Origin of the sequence: Nitrincola iocasae (assembly GCF_008727795.1) — a bacterium.
Classification (GTDB): domain Bacteria; phylum Pseudomonadota; class Gammaproteobacteria; order Pseudomonadales; family Balneatricaceae; genus Nitrincola; species Nitrincola iocasae.
In genome coordinates this window covers 2,649,914-2,668,960 of sequence record NZ_CP044222.1, presented here as the reverse complement: position 1 = coordinate 2,668,960, position 19,047 = coordinate 2,649,914, and the positions used below count along the sequence as shown (strand labels likewise).

Annotated in this window: 15 protein-coding genes and 1 pseudogene; 15 read left to right on the top strand and 1 reads right to left on the bottom strand. The window is 51.4% G+C overall.

All coding sequences use genetic code 11. The annotated features are described in order from the left end of the window. Positions 1-15 precede the first annotated feature (15 nt). On the top strand, positions 16-597 hold the full coding sequence (locus F5I99_RS12320) for a cytochrome b (protein WP_151056425.1): 582 nt from the start codon (positions 16-18) through the stop codon (positions 595-597). Continuing rightward, positions 584-1,174: a YceI family protein gene (locus tag F5I99_RS12315; RefSeq protein WP_151056423.1), complete on the top strand. Its 591-nt coding sequence runs from the start codon at positions 584-586 to the stop codon at positions 1,172-1,174. The genes F5I99_RS12320 and F5I99_RS12315 overlap by 14 nt, the downstream gene beginning before the upstream one ends. Positions 1,175-1,292: 118 nt before the next feature. On the opposite strand, the gene F5I99_RS12310 is transcribed toward F5I99_RS12315, so the two are convergent. Next, the gene (locus tag F5I99_RS12310) at positions 1,293-1,574 is read right to left on the bottom strand and encodes a hypothetical protein (protein ID WP_151056421.1); all 282 of its coding nucleotides are present in this window, start codon (positions 1,572-1,574) and stop codon (positions 1,293-1,295) included. A gap of 398 nt (positions 1,575-1,972) precedes the next feature. On the opposite strand from F5I99_RS12310, the gene F5I99_RS12305 reads away from it, so the two are divergent. From F5I99_RS12305 to fdhF, 13 genes and pseudogenes are all read left to right on the top strand, one after another. Next, on the top strand, positions 1,973-2,950 hold the full coding sequence (locus tag F5I99_RS12305) for a dipeptidase (protein ID WP_151056419.1): 978 nt from the start codon (positions 1,973-1,975) through the stop codon (positions 2,948-2,950). A gap of 55 nt (positions 2,951-3,005) precedes the next feature. Continuing rightward, the gene (locus F5I99_RS12300) at positions 3,006-3,539 is read left to right on the top strand and encodes a 4-vinyl reductase (protein WP_151056417.1); all 534 of its coding nucleotides are present in this window, start codon (positions 3,006-3,008) and stop codon (positions 3,537-3,539) included. Between the two features lie 22 nt (positions 3,540-3,561). Continuing rightward, positions 3,562-5,631 (top strand): dimethylglycine demethylation protein DgcA, encoded by a 2,070-nt coding sequence (gene dgcA, locus F5I99_RS12295; RefSeq protein ID WP_151056415.1) that lies wholly within the window; start codon positions 3,562-3,564, stop codon positions 5,629-5,631. A gap of 14 nt (positions 5,632-5,645) precedes the next feature. Continuing rightward, positions 5,646-7,595, top strand: a complete 1,950-nt coding sequence (locus F5I99_RS12290; protein ID WP_151056413.1) for a (Fe-S)-binding protein — start codon at positions 5,646-5,648, stop codon at positions 7,593-7,595. Continuing rightward, positions 7,592-8,851 carry an electron transfer flavoprotein subunit alpha gene (etfA, locus tag F5I99_RS12285; protein ID WP_151056411.1) on the top strand — a complete coding sequence of 420 codons (1,260 nt, stop codon included), beginning with the start codon at positions 7,592-7,594 and terminating at the stop codon, positions 8,849-8,851. The genes F5I99_RS12290 and etfA overlap by 4 nt, the downstream gene beginning before the upstream one ends. Next, on the top strand, positions 8,841-9,665 hold the full coding sequence (etfB, locus tag F5I99_RS12280; RefSeq protein ID WP_151056410.1) for an electron transfer flavoprotein subunit beta: 825 nt from the start codon (positions 8,841-8,843) through the stop codon (positions 9,663-9,665). The genes etfA and etfB overlap by 11 nt, the downstream gene beginning before the upstream one ends. A gap of 198 nt (positions 9,666-9,863) precedes the next feature. Next, positions 9,864-10,889, top strand: coding sequence for a TRAP transporter substrate-binding protein DctP (gene dctP, locus F5I99_RS12275; protein WP_225307397.1), 1,026 nt, complete (start codon positions 9,864-9,866; stop codon positions 10,887-10,889). Next, complete coding sequence (locus F5I99_RS12270; protein WP_151056408.1) at positions 10,889-11,434, top strand: TRAP transporter small permease subunit; 546 nt, start codon at positions 10,889-10,891, stop codon at positions 11,432-11,434. Before dctP ends, F5I99_RS12270 begins: the two co-directional genes overlap by 1 nt. Positions 11,435-11,503: 69 nt before the next feature. Continuing rightward, the gene (locus tag F5I99_RS12265; RefSeq protein ID WP_151056406.1) at positions 11,504-12,829 is read left to right on the top strand and encodes a TRAP transporter large permease; all 1,326 of its coding nucleotides are present in this window, start codon (positions 11,504-11,506) and stop codon (positions 12,827-12,829) included. Positions 12,830-13,069: 240 nt separating this feature from the next. Beyond that, positions 13,070-13,846: pseudogene (locus tag F5I99_RS19975) on the top strand (PAS domain-containing protein); the annotation flags it as partial. 108 nt (positions 13,847-13,954) lie between these two features. After that, positions 13,955-14,389 (top strand): methyl-accepting chemotaxis protein, encoded by a 435-nt coding sequence (locus F5I99_RS19970; protein ID WP_233282128.1) that lies wholly within the window; start codon positions 13,955-13,957, stop codon positions 14,387-14,389. Between the two features lie 139 nt (positions 14,390-14,528). Further along, positions 14,529-16,247: an NAD(P)H-dependent oxidoreductase subunit E gene (locus tag F5I99_RS12255; RefSeq protein ID WP_191905845.1), complete on the top strand. Its 1,719-nt coding sequence runs from the start codon at positions 14,529-14,531 to the stop codon at positions 16,245-16,247. A gap of 3 nt (positions 16,248-16,250) precedes the next feature. Next, on the top strand, positions 16,251-19,037 hold the full coding sequence (gene fdhF, locus F5I99_RS12250) for a formate dehydrogenase subunit alpha (RefSeq protein ID WP_151056404.1): 2,787 nt from the start codon (positions 16,251-16,253) through the stop codon (positions 19,035-19,037). Positions 19,038-19,047: the final 10 nt, after the last annotated feature.

The following is a 19,047-nucleotide window of genomic DNA, read 5'->3' as shown; positions in this document are numbered from 1 at the left end:
CAGGGAGAAAATGCAATGCACTACATTCGACAAGTGAAAAACACAGTAAGCACCTTTGGTTGGGTGAGCATACTGCTGCATTGGTTGGTTGCTCTGGTTGTACTGGGCATGTATCCGCTGGGGTTATATATAGTCTCTTTGGGCTATTATGATCCTGGCTACCGTATCTATCCTGACTGGCATCGCAGTATCGGTGTGCTGTTGATGTTGGTGTTGTGCATGCGTTTGTTCTGGCGCTGGATTAATCCCAGCCCACGTCAGTTGAGCCAACATCGATGGGAGCGCCTGGGTGCTTCGTTGGGACACCTTGGACTCTATCTGTTGTTGGTTACGATACTGGCGTCGGGTTATCTATTTTCGACGGCGGATGGACGAGGGATTGAAGTGTTTGGCTGGTTCAGTCTACCGGCAATACCCGGACTTGCTCTCCGACAGGAAGAGTTGGCTGCTGAAATACACTTTTATGCTGCTACGCTGTTGATGGTACTGATTGCCATCCATGCACTGGCAGCATTTAAACACCATTTTATTGACAAAGACGCAACGCTCACACGTATGCTGGGCCTGCAATCGGAGAACATTGATGATAGCAACTAAGACGATAGCAACTAAACTGAAACCTTTGGCTCTGGCCAGTGCTTTTCTGGCAGCACCGTTGTTTGCCGCTGATTATACTATTGATACCCAGGGGGCTCATGCCTCTATAAATTTCAAAATATCCCATCTGGGTGTGAGTTACGTTGTTGGCCGTTTCAACGAATTCAGTGGTAGCTTCAGCTATGATGCAGATAATCCTGCGGTGACAAAGGCTGATGTGCTGATCAATTTAGACTCGGTTGACAGTAATCATGCTGAGCGTGACCGACACATACGTAGTTCCGATTTCCTGGATGTTAGCCAGTATGCTGAAGCTCGCTTTGTCAGTACCGGATATAAAGATCTAGGTGATGATAAAGGGACACTCACTGGTGATCTGACATGGCTTGGCCAGACCCAAAGCATCGATATTGACGTAGAGAAAGTGGGTGAGGGCGAAGATCCCTGGGGTGGATACCGGGCAGGCTTTACCGGTACTGCTGAATTGCATTTACCTGATTTTGGTGCCGAGTTTAACCTGGGCCCTGCGGCTGAAACGGTTTACCTGGATTTAGTGGTTGAAGGTGTTCGCCAGTAACACCACCACAACTCATTTCTAGCACAAAAAAAACGGAACGTATTGCCTTGGTATGCACCAAGATCAACGTTCCGTTTTGCGTTCCCCTAAGGGGAATGGGGCACTACAAGTTGTTCTGTTAGGCGACCCTTGATGCGCCTTGGCAGCAGTCTGGGTGCGTGGTCATAAAGTGACATAGCGTCTGACTCAATAAAGCCATTTTTACACTGTTACCCTGAGCTCTTGCCAATTCGATATCATCCAGGATGTACTGCTTGATTTGAGCGCTGGCATTGTGTTCAACCATATATTTACCCAGCGCCATCGCAACGATAGGTTCCAGATGCTCATGCTCTGCAATCGCTTCGATTTCGTCATCGCTGAGGCCGCACATTTCCAGGCATTCTGTATAGGTCAACATGATCGTATCCTCATAATGAGTCCAGTTGGCTTCGCGGTTTGATAAAACCGCCCACTAATCTGACTTAAGTTTAGTCCAGCGACTGAGGAGTTAAAGCCAGATAAGTAGATATAAATTCAAGACTTTCACTGCATTTAAACAAGGGTTTCATGCTGCATATGCACATTATCTTATGGAAAAATCTGTAATCAGTTTGTCATTAAGTACTTAGCACGTGTTGCTGTGCACCAGTGGTGAACATTTCAGATCCTGTTACTGATAAAAAAGTCGCTACTGAGTAAGTGCTGACGTTTTTAGAATTATTGCCGTCGTTTCCATAGGGTCAACTGAGTGGGGGTAGGGCTATTCTGCATCTCAATAGTTAATTGTGACTTGCGAGCTTAATCGGAGTAACTGCCATGACACCCGCTGAATTGCACCAGGATGCCATCATCATTGATGGCCTGATCATCGCGAAATGGAATCGCGAGTTGTTTGAGGATATGCGTAAAGGTGGTCTGACAGCCGCCAGTTGTACTGTGTCAGTCTGGGAAGGGTTTCAGGCAACTATCAATAATATTGCTGACACCAATAAGTTGATGCGTGATAACGCCGATCTGGTCATGCCGGTGCTAACCACGGCTGATATCCACAAGGCCAAGGAACTGAATAAAACCGGCATTATCCTGAACTTCCAGAATGCACATGCTTTTGAAGATCAGCTAGGCTATGTCGAGGTATTCAAAAAGCTTGGCGTGGGCATCGTGCAGATGTGTTACAACACCCAAAATCTGGTGGGTACCGGCTGCTATGAACGTGATGGCGGCTTATCCGGTTTTGGGCGTGAAGTCGTTGCAGAAATGAATCGCGTCGGAGTGATGTGTGACCTGTCCCACGTCGGCTCGAAAACCTCAGAAGAGGTGATTCTGGAATCAAAAAAACCGGTGTGCTACTCGCATTGTCTGCCGTCCGGTCTGAAAGAACATCCACGTAATAAATCTGATGAAGAGCTGAAGTTTATCGCCGATCACGGTGGCTTTGTCGGCGTCACCATGTTTGCTCCTTTCCTGAAAAATGGTATCGATTCCACCATCGATGATTACGCCGAAGCCATAGAGTACGTGATGAATATTGTCGGTGAGGACGCTATAGGCATAGGCACTGACTTTACCCAGGGCCATGACCAGCAGTTTTTTGAATGGTTGACGCATGACAAGGGCTACGCGCGCCGCCTGACACGTTTCGGCAAAATTGTTAATCCCTTAGGCATCCGCACTGTCGGTGAGTTTCCCAATCTGACTGAAACCCTGATTCAGCGTGGCATGAGCGAAGCACAGGTACGCAAAATTATGGGTGAAAACTGGGTGCGTGTACTTAAGGATGTCTGGGGCGAATAAGCCGCAAGCAACCCAATCAATCTGTCAATAAACAAAAAAATCTAAGGTGAGTGTTGTGACGAAAATGGCCCCTGAACTGCCGATCGAAGTGGATAGTGAAACCGGTATCTGGACATCGGATGCCCTGCCTATGCTGTATGTACCCAGGCACTTTTTTATTAATAACCATCAGGCGATTGAAGAAGAACTGGGTCCTGAGCGTTATGCCGAAATTCTCTATAAAGCCGGCTATAAAAGTGCCTGGCACTGGTGTGAAAAAGAAGCCGAACTTCACGGCCTGAGCGGTGTTGAGGTGTTTGAGCACTATATGAAACGCCTGTCTCAGCGTGGCTGGGGAAAATTCATCACTGAAGCCATCGATCTTGAGGCCGGTATTTGCAAGGTGCGTCTGGAACATTCCGCGTTTGTGTACCACTACGGCAAGGTAAATCGCAAGATTGAATATATGTTTACCGGCTGGTTTGCCGGAGCGATGGACCAGATTCTGGAAGCTCAGGGCAGTGCGCTGCGAACAGTGGCTGAACAGACCCAAAGCGGTGCTGAAGCCGGTCATGATGTGGGTTATTTCGTCACCCGTCCCAAGCTTTAATGTTGCTGTGCAGGAGTAACCTATGTCCCAGTTCGATGCCATTTTCCAACCGATTCAGCTCGGTAAGCTGACCATCCGTAACCGGGTGGTCAGTACCGCACATGCCGAAGTCCATGCCACTGATGGGGGTATGACCACCGAACGTTATGTGAAGTATTACGAAGAGAAAGCCAAGGGCGGCTGTGGTCTGTGTATCTGCGGGGGCTCTTCGGTGGTGTCCATCGACAGCCCGCAAGCCTGGTGGAGTTCGGTCAATCTTTCCACTGACCGTATCATCCCGCATTTTCAGAACCTTGCCGATGCGGTGCACAAGCATGGCGGCAAAATCATGATCCAGATTACCCATATGGGGCGTCGCTCGCGCTGGGACGGTTATAACTGGACAACGCTGTTGTCCCCCTCGGGTATTCGTGAACCGGTGCATCGCTCTACCTGTAAAACCATTGAGCCGGAAGAGATTCAGCGCATCATCGGCGACTTTGCTCAGGCAGCACGCCGTGCCAAAGAGGGAGGGCTGGATGGCGTAGAACTTTCCGCTGTACACCAGCATTTGATTGACCAGTTCTGGAGCCCTCGTGTTAACAAGCGTACCGATGAGTGGGGTGGCAGTTTCGAAAATCGCATGCGTTTCGGTATGGAAGTGCTTAAAGCGGTACGTGAGGAAGTGGGCGAGGATTTTGTTGTCGGTATGCGTATCTGTGGTGATGAGTTCCATCCGGACGGTTTAACACATGACGATATGAAGCAGATTGCTGCCTATTATGATGCCACTGGCCTGGTAGATTTCTTCGGTGTTATAGGTTCCGGTTGTGATACCCATAACACCCTGGCGAATGTGATTCCAAACATGTCTTACCCGCCGGAGCCTTTCCTGCATCTGGCTGCGGGTATTAAAGAGGTGGTCAAGGCACCGGTTATTCATGCGCAGAATATTAAAGATCCCAACCAGGCTCAGCGTATTCTGGAAGGGGGCTATGTGGATATGGTCGGTATGACCCGTGCGCATATTGCCGATCCGCACATTATTGCCAAGATCAAGATGGGTCAGATCGACCAGATACGTCAGTGTGTCGGGGCCAATTATTGTATCGACCGCCAGTACCAGGGGCTGGATGTGTTGTGTATTCAAAACGCCGCCACCTCACGTGAATACATGGGCTTGCCGCATATTATTGAAAAAACCGAAGGGCCTGTACGCAAGGTTGTTGTGGTTGGTGGTGGCCCTGCTGGTATGGAAGCGGCCCGGGTGGCGGCTGAGCGCGGTCATCAGGTGGTGCTGTTTGAAGCTCAGGCACAACTTGGTGGGCAGATTACCCTGGCCGCCAAAGCGCCGCAGCGCGATCAAATGGCGGGTATTACCCGTTGGTATCAGTTGGAACTGGCCCGTCTGAAGGTGGATGTGCGGCTGAATAGCTATGCTGATGAAGCGATGATCAAAGCGGATCAACCGGATGTGGTTATTCTGGCTGTCGGTGGCAAACCCTTTATTGAACAAGTACCCGACTGGGGTGCTGAAGAGGGTCTGGTTGTCAGTAGTTGGGATATTCTCGATGGCAAGGTCGCTCCGGGTAACAATGTGCTGGTGTATGACACCATCTGTGAGTTCACCGGCATGTCGACAGCCGATTATTTGTCTGAAAAAGGCAGCAAGGTGGAGCTGGTTACTGATGATATCAAACCCGGTGCCGCCGTCGGCGGGACTACCTTCCCGACCTATTACCGTAGCCTCTATCCGAAAGAGGTGATCATGACCGGAGATCTGGCGTTACACAAAGTCTACCGAGAGGGTGACCAGTTGGTAGCCGTGCTGGAAAATGAGTATACCGGTCAGTTGGAAGAGCGTGTGGTTGATCAGGTGGTGGTAGAAAATGGCGTCCGCCCGGATGAAGCGCTGTATTACGCGCTGAAACCCCAGTCGCTGAACAAGGGCCAAATCGATGTTGCCGCCTTGTATGACATCAAACCCCAACCCTGTTTGAGTGAGCCGACTGACGGAGACAGCTTTGTGTTGTTTCGTATCGGTGACTGCACGGCACCGCGTAACACCCATGCAGCCATCTATGATGCGCTGCGTCTTTGCAAGGACTTCTGATACAGGGCTGGGTTATGTTGAACGTGCTGTTACCTTTGTTGATAGGATTGGCGCTGCTGTTAGCGGTGATCGGTGCTGTACGCCGTATTCGATTATGGCGTAATGGCAGACCTTCGCCAGTGGCTTTACTGGCCGGTCTGGTCGCCATGCCACGCCGCTATCTGGTTGATCTGCACCACGTGGTGGCGCGGGATAAGTTTATTTCGCACACCCATGTGGCAACAGCCGGTGGCTTCGTTCTGGCGGCTGTTCTGGCCATACTGGTGCATGGTTTGCAGTGGCACAGTGCTATTTTGGCCTGGGCCTTACTGCTGGCAACAGCGGCTATGTTTTGTGGCGCATTGTTGGTGGCCAAACGCCGGATTAATCCACCGTCACGTCTGTCCAAAGGGCCCTGGATGCGCCTGCCGAAAAGCCTGTTGGCCTTCTCGCTGGGCTTCTTTCTGCTGACTCTGCCGGTTGCCGGTGTGCTACCGGCTGAAACGGGCGGTTGGTTACTGACGGTCGTGCTTCTGGTGCTGATCACCTGGGGGATGGGTGAAATGTTCTTCGGCATGACCTGGGGTGGTCCGATGAAACACGCCTTCGCTGGTGCCTTACATCTGGCCTTTCATCGTCGCGCTGAACGTTTTGGCGGCGGTCGCTCGACCGGCCTGAAACCGCTTAATCTGGACGATGTGGATGCGCCCTTGGGAGTAGAAAAGCCTGCCGATTTTACCTGGAACCAATTACTTGGGTTCGATGCCTGTGTTCAGTGTGGTCGCTGTGAAGCGGTTTGCCCGGCCTATGCCGCGGGTCAACCGCTGAATCCGAAAAAACTCATTCAGGACATGGTGGTAGGGTTAGCCGGTGGTACTGATGCTGGCTATGCCGGCTCTCCTTATCCTGGTAAACCGGTAGGCGAGCATCAGGGCAGTCCGTTTGCGCAGATTGTAGCGCGTGAAGGTCAGGGACTGGTGGATGCGGAAACCCTCTGGTCCTGCACTACCTGCCGTGCCTGTGTCGAAGAGTGTCCGATGATGATTGAGCATGTCGATGCGATAGTGGATATGCGTCGTCATTTGACCCTTGAGCGTGGACAAACGCCTAACAAGGGCGCTGAGGTGATCGACAATCTGATCGCCACGGATAATCCTGGTGGCTTTAATCCAGGCTCACGAATGAACTGGGCAGCGGACCTGAATCTGCCCCTGTTGTCTGATGTGAAACGTACCGATCTGTTGCTCTGGCTGGGCGATGGAGCCTTCGATATGCGCAATCAGCGCACCCTGCGAGCCTTCATTAAAATTCTGCGTGCCGCCGGAATTAACTTTGCCGTGTTAGGAAATGAAGAGCGTGATTGCGGTGATCTGGCACGTCGCCTCGGTGATGAAGCCACCTTTCAGTCGCTGGCTAAACGTAATATTGAAACCCTGTCTAAATACAGTTTTCGTGCCATTGTCAGCTGCGATCCACACAGTTTCCATGTGCTGAAAAATGAATATGCAGCATTTGGCGGTGAGTATGTGGTTTACCATCACACCACCTATATCAATCAGTTGCGCCAGCTAAGCAAGATTAAACTCCGTGCTCACAAAGGTGGTAAAGTCACCTATCACGATCCCTGTTACCTGGGGCGTTATAACGGTGAATATGAAGCGCCGAGAGATGTGCTCAAAGCGCTGGGTATTGAAGTCGTGGAGATGGAGCGCTCCGGTTTTCGTTCCCGCTGTTGTGGCGGTGGTGGTGGCGCACCGATCACCGATATTCCCGGTAAGCAGCGCATTCCCGATATGCGTATGGACGATATACGTACAACCTCTGCAGAGCAGGTGGCGGTTGGCTGTCCTCAGTGTATGGCAATGCTGGAAGGGGTGGTGGAACCCCGACCCCAGGTGCTGGATATAGCTGAAATGGTTGCCGATGCACTGGAAGTCTCTTTGGAAGCACCGGAAACATCGAAAGCAGAGGAGGTCAGCTTATGAGCGATATCCTTCGTCGGGATCCGCGTCGCGAGCAGATACGGCGTAACCGTTTACATCCACAGCATGACGCTGTGGTGGCTGCTCTGAATAGCACGGATAACCCTGCCGAATGGCTAAGTCCTCAGGGTATCAAGCGCCGCAACCCTCATCTGGTCGGATTTATCGGTCCGAATGGTCTGCGCCGTATTGATCGCAGTGGTGGGCAGGGGGGAAGTGTTTCAGCCGCTAAGTCGCCTAGTGTTGCTGCAGACAGTCGACCTTTGCAGCGTATCGAGTCACCGGCTGCTTATATAGTGGTGGTGCCCGATATGCAGGGTGGGCGTTTGAGCGCGCAAGATAAAGACCTATTCGGATTGGCACAGCAGTTGGCAGTGCGGCAACCGCAGACAGCGGTGTTGGCAGTAGTTTTCGGTTCCCATAAAGAGCAAGGTTTTGCTGATGCCGGGGTGGACAGGTTATTGCACCTGAGTGATACCACCTTCGATAATTACTCCCCTGAACTACGCCTGGCGCGATTGTTACAATTGGAGTCTGATGTGCAACCTGAATACTGGTTATTTCCCGATTCTGGATTAGGCGGTGGTGATTTGGGACGGCGTTTGGCTGTACAGATTAATGTCCGAGCTGCTACCGGTGTCTGGCAGGTACGGCTGGATGCTGAAGAGCCTCAGTGTATCTGTCGCGGCGCGGCAGCCACAGTGGATATTACCCGTGAATTGCCGCGTGTTGTGCTGGCGTTGTCTGAATGTGCTGAACCGGTCAGTGATACGCGGCATGAAGCTACCGAGTATACGCTGCGTGCTGCACAGGTTGAATCCTTACAACGGATTGAAGATCTGGGTCCGGTCGCCGTTGATCCGGCCAGTGTATCCCTGGCAGAAGCTGAATTTATTCTGTCCGGGGGGAACGGTGTGACTGACTGGCAGGGTTTCCATACCGCGGCTAAGGTACTGGGCGCAACAGAAGGGGCATCCCGAGTAGCGGTGGATGATGGATTTATGCCACGTGACCGACAAGTAGGAGCCACCGGAACCTGGGTGACAGCACGTGTTTATCTGGCCGTGGGCATTTCCGGTGCTATTCAACACCTTCAGGGCATTCAGACTTGCGACAAGGTGATTGCCATCAATACCGATGCCGGCTGCGATATGGTTAAACGTGCGGATCTGGCGGTGATCGGTGATGCCACCGCGATACTGGAAAAGCTCACTGAAAAAGTTACTGCACTGAAACAGGAGAAGCGCCATGTTGCCTAACCCGCCTTCCAGGTTTGCCTCACCTTGCAAGGTGGCAGCACTCTTGTCAATTGGTCAGCATCCGGTTACCGGTAGGGCTCGGCGTGCCGATCAGGATGCCAGATCACTGGAAATGGCACTTAGTTTGCCAGATATTGAGCTATTACCCGTGCATGCCGGGTGGGTTGATGACACCTCGGAAGCAGCGTTGCGAGGCTATTTGGGAATGGGGGTGCCTGAACTGCATCTGCTTCAACAACCTGTTGAAGCGGATGTTGTCCCGGTGTTGGAAGCGTTTGTTCGCCAACAGCAGGTCTCATTAGTGCTATGTGGTGGCCGAGCTGAATCGGGGGAAGGCTCCGGACTATTGCCTTACCTCTTGGCTCAGCGTCTAGGCTGGCCAGTTGTTAGTGGATTGGCGGAGATCGAGCATTTGCAAGCCGGTACAGTGACACTATTACAAGCGCTACCACGAGGTCAGCGTCGACGTCTGAAAGTTTCCTTGCCTGCTGTACTGGCCTTGGATTCGGCGGCACCGGTTGCACGACAGTCGGCGTTTGGTCCGGCACGTCGGGGTGAGCTGGTGCAGCTGAGTGCGGAAGTAAAAGCTGATCTGGATCGTAGTGACTGGGACTTTCAGCCCGCACGAAAGCGTCCCAAACGCTTGAAAATCATTAAGGCTAGCTCAGCAAGAGACAGATTCAAGGCCGCTGCGGCCAAAGCTGAAGCCAGTGGTGGGCAGGTTTTACAGAACCTGTCGGTTGATGCGACAGCTGATGCTGTGATGAAAGTGCTGCTCGAAGAAGGTGTATTGAGCCTGGATAAACCGAACTGATCCGGAGAATTTGCAAATAAATTCCGGAGTATTTTGCAAGACCTTACTAGGGCGGCTGTTTTAGAGTCCACAGTGGTGTTTTTTGGATTGATACAAATCGAGTTTTCGTGTTAGATCCGGCATGGATATGTACGGTTTAATGCAAACAGGGTGTTGTATATAAACACTCACCAACAACAAAGATAAGGTGACACATAAATGAGCAAACCTAACCTGAACAGACGTAATATCCTGAAAGCCGCAGCGGCAGGTGCTGTTGCAGCGCCTTTGGCAATGGCTTCCACGTCCGCATTTGCAACCACCAACTTGCGTATGCAAACCTACTGGGGTCGTGAAGCGTCTGATGTTTTTGCTGCTTTTGGTGGCGATGTGCGTACCGCTTCCAATGGTACACTGCGTGTTCGCCACTTTACCGGTAGTTCACTGGTACCTGATGCGGAAATGTTTCAGGCTGTCAGCAATGGCACCATTGATATGTGTCAGGGCTATGCAGGTTACTGGCCGGGTCAGTTGGATATCGCCGGTATTGAATCAGGCCTTCCTGGAGCCTGGACCAGCTATGATGAAGCACAATATGTGTTCCGTCACAAAGGTTTGCTGGAACTGATTCGTGAAGCCTATGCTGAGAATAATGTGCATTACATGGGTCCTATTTTTGGTGGGCCGTTTGATTTGCTGACCAAAGAGCCAGTGAATAGTCTGGAAGATCTGAAAAATATGCGTATTCGTGCAACGCCTGCCGTAGCACGTATCCTTCAGGCTTTCGATATTCCAACCGTATTCCTGCCAGGTTCCGAGCTTTATGTAGGTCTGAGCACCGGTACTATTGATGGTGTTATTTATGCCGGTACCAACGAATACGTCGGTATGAAACTCTATGAAGTGGCTAAGCATTACACGTCACTGGGTATGGTGTATCCGGGCTACTGCGACCAGATTCTGGTGAATATGGATGTCTGGAATGCCATGTCTGAAGAAGAGCAAAAAGTGATGGAGCTGGCTTACGAGAAGCATGCATCACACATGAATACCTGGATGGTCAGTGGTTCAATCGATGCTGGCGGCAGTGGCAAATTTGAAATGAACAAACTGAATGCGGAAGATTCTGCACGTCTTCGCCGTGCAGCTGAAGTGATTTGGGAAGATGAAGCCGCCAAGTCTGAACGCAACCGCAAGGCTATCGATATTCTCAAAGAAACAGCGTTAGCAACGGGTCGTGCCTGATGCTTTCGGTCTGTCACTTAGTTAGCTGGGTTGATAGACTCTCTGAAACTGTTGGTAAGGCCATCTCCTGGATGTGCCTTGCCATCATTGCAGTGATGCTCTATGAAATAGCTGCCCGCTATTTCTTCAACAGCCCAACATCCTGGGCACACGAAGTGACCACTATGCTATACGGTACATTCTGTATCATGGCGGGCACCTATACTCACCGCTATCAGGGCCATGTGCGTAGTGAAGCTCTCTATCATCTGTTTTCCCGTCGAGGTAAAGCCATCGTCGATACGCTGACAGGCTCTTTGGTGTTATTCGTTCTGATCATGTTTTTTGTTGCGTCTGTGGATTTTGCCTGGGACTCCTGGCAGCGTGCCGAAGTGTCTTCTCGCAGCACCTGGGCACCGCCTTTGTATCCTTTTAAAACTGTATTGCCACTGGCTGTCGGACTTATAGCCTTACAAAGTGCTGCACATTTGGTTCGGGACATTTGTGTCGCATTTAATGTCGGTTGTGATGCTTGTGCTGACCGAGGTGTGGAAGCTGAGCACTGAAGCATAGAGTATTATTGTGCGGTTAAGTCCGACCGCTTTATAAATCCATAACGATAAAAGGTACATAAGGTGTCAGATATTGATCCTTTATTGATAACACTCGGCATGTTTGCCGCGATGTTTGTCATGCTGTTACTGGGAACACCCTTATCTTGGTCTTTGCTGACTGTAGGTATGGGGTTTGCTTATTTCCTTTGGGGTTCAGGTGCGCTTGAGCTACTGACTATCAGTGCATTTTCATCTATGGATAACTTTATCCTGGTGGCACTGCCGATGTTTATTTTCATGGGGTTAATGCTGGAGCGATCCGGTATTACCGATGATTTGTTTGAAATGATGAACAAACTGATGGGAGCGCAACCCGGAGGCTTGGGTGTAGGGACTATTGTGCTCTGCGCACTGATCGCTGCAATGGCAGGTGTTTCAGGTGCAGCGACGGTCAGTCTTGGTGTAATTGCCCTGCCCGCGATGTTGAAACGAGGCTATAGCAAGAAGCTTGCGACCGGTACGATCATGGCTGGTGGTGCGCTGGGATTCCTGATTCCACCGAGCGTATTGATGATTTTATATGCTTTTCTTGCCAAAGAATCTATCGGTAAATTATTTGCCGCCGGGTTGATTCCAGGATTAATGCTGGCAGCTATCTACATCATTTATATCCTGATTGTGAGCCGTATTAACCCATCTATCGCTCCACCACTGGCTGAAGCGGAGCGAGTCGACTGGAAGGGTAAGTTGCGCTCGCTGAAGGCGTTGATATTACCCGGCACACTGATTGTCACCGTACTGGCCTGTATTATCCTCGGGATTACCACGCCATCTGAAGCGTCAGCGATTGGGGCCGCGGGTGCTGTTATCTGTGCAGCTATCTACCGTACGCTCACCTTTAATATGATGAAAGATGTGTTGCTGGATACAACCCGAATCATGGGGATGCTGATCTGGATTACATTGACGGCAATTTTCTTTAGTAAGGTGTACATCGGCCTGGGAGCGGGTTATCTGCTACAGGATCTGGTTGAAGACAGTAGCCTGGCACCTATGGCTGTTATAGTGGCTATGCTGGCCTGTTATTATGTGCTGGGTATGTTTCTGGATGACTTTGCCATCGTTTTTATCACCGTACCACTATTTGTGCCGGTAGTGGAATTGCTGGGTTTTGACCCTGTCTGGTTTGCCATCCTGTTCATCGTCAGTATGCAGTCAGCTTATCTGACACCACCCTTCGGCTATAATCTATTCTATATGCGATCGGTGGCACCGCCCTCGGTGACCATCTACGATCTGTATCTGGCCGCTATTCCTTTTATCTTGCTACAGATATTGGGGCTTGCTCTGCTGGTCATGTTTCCGCAGATTGCACTGTGGCTTCCGGAGTTGATTTACGGTTCTTAAAAGAGAAGGTGCTCAGCGTTTTTGCCTGGTAAAACATCCTTTCATTAAAGGTGGTTATATCAAGCAAAAGCGCTGTTTTTGTTGGATTTACTTATTTTTTGTGCGTATATTGATCCATGCTGTTTATATGGCACGTACATACAATAAGAAGAGCCCATAGCGTCTTAACAGCATGGAAGCGTTTTGTTCTCTGCGTCAGCAGAAACAGGACGTCAATGTGGTTTCTATAATCTGTCATTTATGGATTCACATATGCTGTTTAGAACTAAAGACGCACCGTCACTACCCGCCCTAAAACTATCACTGCAACGCCTTGAAAATGATCTTAATTCATTGAAAGCACATATGGCATTCATCGAATTCGATGTCCAGGGCAACATATTGGAAGCTAATGCGCTTTTCTTAAAGGCCACTGGTTATCAGGCGGATCAAATTTCTGGTCAGCATCATCGTCTTTTTTCTCCAAAGCATATTGCCCAAAGCCCGGATTATGCAAAACTCTGGCAAACCCTGGCATCCGGTCGTTCGGTAGCAGGCACCTTTGAACGAATTAACGCTCAGGGTCAGCCTTTATGGTTGGAAGCGACCTATTTCCCCGTCACGGATGCTAACGGGAAGGTCTATAAAGTTCTGAAAATTGCGGCTGATGTGACACTGCGTAAAATTGAATCAGATCAACAGTCGGCTGTATTGCATGCACTGGACCGTTCAATGGCGGTGATTAAGTTTACACCTGACGGCAGTATTATTTCTGCGAATGATAATTTTCTGAAAACTGTTAATTATCGGTTTGACGAACTAAAGGGCAAAAACCACCGTATTTTTTGTAAGGATGCCTTCTATCAGGAGAATCCGAATTTCTGGGCAGAGCTGCAGCGTGGTGAATTTAAGTCTGGACGCTTTGAGCGACTCGATTCCCGTGGACAGGTAATATGGCTGGAAGCCACCTACAATCCAATCAAAAACGACCAGGGGAAAGTTGTTGAGGTAATCAAATTTGCAGCCGATATCACTGATAAAGTTGAGTTGGACCTGGCCATACGTGAAGCCGCTGCACTGGCCAGTAGTACCTCTGAGGAAACGGCACAAATTGCCCAGCAAGGCTTGTCTTCATTGGACCTGGCCGTGCAAACTTCCCGGCAGATCGCAATCAAAGTTGACGAGGTCAATGAGTTGATAGTGAAGCTGAATGTGCAGTCTGAAAGCATTCAGTCGATTGTTGCCACCATCAAGTCCATCGCTGATCAGACCAACTTACTGGCATTGAATGCGGCGATTGAAGCGGCAAGAGCCGGAGAACAAGGACGAGGCTTTGCTGTCGTGGCTGATGAAGTGCGACAACTGGCCTTCCGCACCAGTGAGTCAACCAAGATGATTGCAGATGTAGTCAGTCAGAACCATAAGTTGCTCAGTACCTTGACAGGCAACACCACCGAAGCACGTCGGTCAGCAGAGGCAGGGCAAGAAAGTATCAGCCGGGTCAGCGATATCATGACTGAGATTTATCAGGGGGCGGAGAACGTGTCGCAAGCAGCAGCCAGGTTGGGTAATCTGAGTTAGACGAGGCGCTATACTCTAAGCGACACTGTCTTGTTCACCTGAGACATGTCAGTGTGGACAAGTACTGGATCAATTGCGATCCTGAAGCCTGGATGCGATCATTGGCCATTCGACTCGATAAGTATAAAAGAGACCTGTAATGAGCCAGAACACACCGGAAATTTCCCGTCCTGCCGGGCGGCGGAAAACTCGTGCCGGACAGCGTGGTCGGATGACTCAAGCGGCGGCGCTGGATACAGTCAATCAAATCCTGGGGGATTCGCCAAATCATCGTGATTTGCTCATAGAACACTTGCATCGCCTTCAGGATAATATCGGTTATTTGTCCCTGGCACACTTACGCGCTTTAGCCGAGCGTATGAATCTCCCTATGGCTAGCATTTATGAAACCGCCAGTTTTTATGCCCACTTTGATCTGGTGCATGATAATGAGTTGCCCCCGCCTGCTGTGACTATCCGTGTGTGTGATTCACTTGCCTGTCAGATGGCCGGGGCGGAGGCGTTGAGTCAGGCCTTGCAACAGCAACTGGACCCTGCCGCTGTACGGCTAGTGCATGCGCCCTGTATGGGCCGCTGCGATGCCGCGCCGGTACTGGAATTAGCCCATAATCACATCGAGCAGGCTACGCCTGAGAAGGTTGCTCATGCTCTGGCTGTGCAGGCATATGAGCCAGCCGAAGTTAACTGGCAGCCTTTAGCAGCTTATCAGAGCGAGGGCGGCTATCAACTGCTGGCAGCCTGTCGCGCAGGTCATCAAACAGTTGAAGAGCTGATGGCGATGATGGAGCAAGCTGGCCTTCGTGGCCTCGGTGGTGCCGGTTTTCCAACCTTTAAAAAGTGGCAGTTTGTGCGCGCTGAAGCGGCACCGCGTTACTGTGTAATCAATGCGGATGAAGGTGAGCCAGGCACCTTCAAGGATCGCTATTATCTGGAGCGTCATCCACACCGTTTCCTTGAAGGCGCGCTGATCAGCAGCTGGGCGATAGAAGCCAGTGCCTTATATATCTATTTACGTGATGAATATCCGGGTGTGAACAAACTCTTGCGGGCTGCCATTGCCGAGCTGGAAGAGGCCGCTATTATTGATCCTGGCTATATCGTCCTCCGTCGTGGTGCCGGGGCTTACATCTGTGGTGAAGAATCGGCGTTGATCGAGTCACTGGAGGGCAAGCCAGGTAAACCGCGTCATCGTCCACCTTTTGTGGCGCAAAAAGGCCTGTTTGACCGTCCCACCTTGGTAAATAATGTGGAGACGGTGTATTGGATTCCCCTGATTCATGCCAAGGGGGCTGAATGGTTTGCCTCCCAGGGGCGCCATGGGCGCAAAGGGCTGCGTTCTTTCTCTGTATCGGGCCGTGTGAATAAACCTGGTGTGCATCTGGCACCGGCGGGTATCACCCTGAATGAATTGATTGATGAGTATTGCGGCGGGCTACCCGAAGGGCAGCAGTTGCTGGGCTATCTTCCTGGTGGCGCATCCGGTGGTATTTTGCCGGCCAGCAAAGCCGATATTCCGCTGGATTTTGATACCCTGCAGGCCGAAGGCTGTTTTATCGGTTCAGCGGCGGTAATGGTGTTGTCCGATCAGGATAATCTGCAGCAGGTCGCCAAAAACCTGATGGCCTTTTTCCGTGATGAGTCCTGTGGTCAGTGTACTCCGTGTCGTGTCGGTACTGAAAAGATGCTGGATCTGCTCACTGAGCAGGAGTGGGATGTGTTGCAACTGCAGCGTTTGTCTCAGGTGATGATGGATGCTTCGATTTGTGGTCTCGGTCAGGCTGCACCCAATCCGGTGCTGGGTCTGCTCAAGGATTTTCGCGCTGAACTCAGTGCGGCCAATATCATCGTCAAGGGGTAAGTCATGACTGCATTTGAACTGACACTGGATGGCGTATCGGTAACGGCTTATGAAGGTGAAACCCTGTGGCAGGTTGCCAAGCGTGCCGGTGAAACCATTCCACACCTGTGCTTCAAAGATGCTGCTGGCTATCGGGCCGATGGTAACTGCCGTGCCTGTATGGTGGAAATTGAAGGCGAGCGTGTGCTGGCCGCCAGTTGTATTCGCGAAGCCACACCTGGCATGGTGGTACATAGCCTGAACTCCAAACGTGCCATGACCGCCCGGGAAGGTGTGCTGGAGTTGCTGGTAGCTGATCAGCCAGAGCGTGAGCAGAGCCCGGATCGTGCCAGCCATTTCTGGCAGATGGCTGACCTGTTGGCAGTGGATGCCACAGCAGTGAAGCAGAAGCTGCCTGCCAGAGCGGCAACGCCGGAGCGTATTGACCGTTCACACAGTGCCATGGCGGTGAATCTGAATGCCTGTATCGACTGTAACCTGTGTGTTCGCGCCTGTCGGGAAGTGCAGGTGAACGATGTTATCGGTCTGGCGCATCGTGGCTCTGAATCTAAAATCGTATTTGATTTTGATGACCCGATGGGTAACAGCACCTGTGTTGCCTGTGGTGAGTGTGTACAGGCCTGCCCCACCGGCGCGCTGATGCCAGCGTCCCTGGTGAATGCCGAGGGTGTGGGTGATTCCTCCGCCATAGATAAACAGGTCGACTCGGTCTGCCCCTATTGTGGCGTGGGGTGTCAATTGACCTATCAGGTGCGTGACGACAAAATTGTAAATGTAGTCGGGCGGCAAGGGCCCTCCAATCTGGGGCGTTTGTGTGTCAAAGGACGCTTCGGCTTTGATTATCCCAATCATGCCAGCCGCCTGACCCGGCCGCTGATTCGGCGTGAAGGGGTGCCCAAAGGAGTTGATCCCAATTTTGATCCGGCGAATCCGTTAACACATTTCCGTGAAGCTGACTGGGATGAAGCCCTGGATATGGCGGCCAGTGGCCTGTCGCATTTGCGTGCGGCCTATGGCGCCGAGGCTTTGGCGGGGTTTGGCAGTGCCAAGTGTTCCAATGAAGAAGCCTGGCTGTTCCAGAAACTGGTCAGAACCGGTTTTGGCAGCAACAATGTCGATCACTGTACCCGTTTGTGTCATGCCAGCTCCGTGGCGGCGCTGATTGAATGTATCGGTACCGGTGCGGTGACCGCCTCATTTATGCAGGCGACCCAGGCGGATGTGGTGATCCTGACCGGCTGTAACCCGGCAGTAAACCATCCGGTGGCGGCCACCTTCTTTAAGCAGGCGGCTAAAAAAGGCACCAAGATCATTATTATCGACCCGCGTGGGCAGTCACTGAGTGCCTATGCACACAAGGTGTTACGTTTCTCTCCGGGTACTGATGTAGCGTTGTTTAATGCCCTGCTTAATGTGATCGTGACTGAAGAGCTTTATGATCAGCGTTATATTGATGAACATACTCAAGGGTTTGAAGCGCTGAAAATCCATGTTGCCGATATGACCCCTGAGGCGATGTCCCCCTTGTGTGGTATCGAACCAGAAGAAATCCGTGAGGTGGCCCGCCTTTATGCTCAGGCCGACAAGGCGATGATTTTCTGGGGCATGGGCATTTCACAGCATACTCATGGTACAGACAACGCGCGCTGCCTGATCTCGCTGGCGCTGGCCTGTGGCCAAACCGGTCGCCCTGGTACCGGTCTGCATCCGTTACGCGGGCAGAATAATGTACAGGGAGCCTCGGATGCCGGTTTGATACCCATGGTGATGCCGGATTATCAACCAGTGACGGATGCACAGGTAAAATCAGCCTTTGAAGAACTCTGGTCTACGCCTCTGAGCAGCAAACCAGGGCTAACGGTAGTGGAGATCATTCATGCCATCGATGCCGGTAGCATCAAGGGCATGTATATTCTCGGTGAGAACCCGGCGATGTCTGATCCTGATCTTGAACATGCACGTGCGGCACTGGCTAAACTGGAACACCTGGTGGTGCAGGATCTGTTTGTTACTGAAACCGCTCAGTTTGCTGATGTTATCTTGCCTGCCTCTGCCTGGGCCGAGAAGGATGGTACGGTGACCAATACCAACCGTCAGGTGCAAATGGGTCGTGCCGCTGTGCCTTTACCCGGTGAGGCAAAACCGGATTGGTGGATTATTCAGGCACTGGCTAATCGTATGGGATTGAACTGGCACTATCAGCATCCCCGTGATGTATTTGCCGAGATGAAGCAGGGGATGGCATCGCTGGATCATATTAGTTGGGACAGGCTGGATGAAGAGCAATCGGTAACCTATCCTTGCCCCGCTGACGATCAGCCAGGGCTGGATGTGGTTTATACGGATGCTTTCCCGACCGAGACTGGCAAAGCACGTTTCTCGCCGACACGTCTTCTACCACCGGATGAGCCGGTAGATACCGACTTCCCGGTGGTCTTAACGACGGGACGTCAGTTGGAACATTGGCATACGGGCTCCATGACCCGCCGTACTCGGGTGTTGGATGCACTGGAGCCCGAGGCCGTGGCAAGCCTGGCACCGGCTGAATTGGCTAAATACGGGCTGCAACCGGGTGATGCGCTCACTATCACCACCCGACGTGGCGAAATCACCCTGGTCGCTCGTATCGATCCGCAGATGCCGGAGGGCATGGTGTTTGTACCTTTCTGCTATGTTGAAGCGGCCGCAAATATTTTAACTAACCCGGCACTGGATCCCTTTGGTAAAATACCGGAATTTAAATATGCCGCCTGCAAGTTGAGTGCCGCCGTGTTAGCCGAAGTGACTTGAGGGAAGTGAG